This window comes from Paenibacillus sp. KS1 (assembly GCF_001680695.1).
GTDB classification, from domain to species: Bacteria; Bacillota; Bacilli; order Paenibacillales; family Paenibacillaceae; genus Paenibacillus_B; species Paenibacillus_B suaedae.
On sequence record NZ_MAIS01000239.1, the window covers coordinates 1 to 1,218 of the forward strand.

Sequence of the window (1,218 nt, forward strand, 5' to 3'; positions counted from 1 at the left end):
TAGCAGCCAGAATGTTGGTTGCGGTGGCGGCGGTAAGAAGGAAGGGCCTTATAAGGAAACGGGCGATTTTATTAATGAAAGGGCGAAAAAAGCAGGGCTTGACTTATCAACTAAAACAAGTCCGTATAAACAATTGGGTTATAAATCCAAGAAGAAATTGGAGCAAAAAGTTATAGATAGAACTATAACGAAGGAAGAATGGAAACGACTTCAATGGAACAAGAGACTTGCTTCAAGAAGAGATGAGGGGGTAGAAAACTTCTGGGATCAAGAAAGGGCAAGAATAATGAATGGTGAACCAACATCGCGTGAATGGTCGCAAGAACAAATAAATGATATTTTAAATAACAAAGCACCTACTTTTAATGGACAAACAATTACAGGACATCACGCTTATTCTGTTTCTAAGTATCCTCATCTAGCTGATAAAGGGGAAATTATATATCCAGCGACAGTTAATGAGCATATCAAACGTTGGCATGGAGGTTCATATCGGAAGAGTTTGCCTGGTATACCAATGAACCTACTATTCCCTGAGGAATTTTAGAATAAAATTTATATGTCGAGGGGGTGGTGGAAAATGGCAGAGTTCTATTTAATGATGAATTCTGATATCAATGGAAGCTTATTGATGAAAGTAAAAAAATATACAAGAATCTCCTTTTCTGAAATTAAGTCTAAAATTACTGAGCAGCAACCGATAATGGTAGTAAACCGTCGAAACAAAGATGAAATGGAGAAGATGAGAGATTTGGTTCAGGTATTATCTAATCATCAAGTACCTTTTACAATTTTGAAGCAAACTGAAGCGGGGACTAAAGAGTTAACACTCGAAATGTTCATGAATGGATTTGAACTATCACGTCAGATCGCACAAGAGAGGGAACGATTGGATGCGATCTTGGATGACGAGGAAGAAGACTAAATTTTAATAAATAGATATCTAAGTCAGCCCTGTTGGTTAATGGGTTAATGAGTAGCTTTAACTTATTTATAAAACGAAAAAGTGTTACAGAAAACAGGTCGATTATGGTCAGATGACTACCAAGATTGACCTGTTTTTATTATTAGCTTTCAGAATGGAAATCGTATTCGTGTCATACTGGATGATCGACGGTCTATGCGTATGATGCGTTCAATCGAACCGCCAAGGTACTAATGCCGAACGGCTCTTACATGGAGCATGGGTACGACCCGGAAGGACTACGCAGTTGGGTT

1 protein-coding gene and 1 pseudogene are annotated in these 1,218 nt (G+C 38.2%); both read left to right on the forward strand.

Going from position 1 to position 1,218, the window contains the following annotated elements; genetic code table 11:
• A pseudogene (locus tag BBG47_RS28060) lies at positions 1-547 on the forward strand (hypothetical protein); the annotation flags it as partial.
• Positions 548-580: 33 nt separating this feature from the next.
• The gene (locus BBG47_RS28065) at positions 581-925 is read left to right on the forward strand and encodes a hypothetical protein (RefSeq protein WP_065294473.1); all 345 of its coding nucleotides are present in this window, start codon (positions 581-583) and stop codon (positions 923-925) included.
• Positions 926-1,218: the final 293 nt, after the last annotated feature.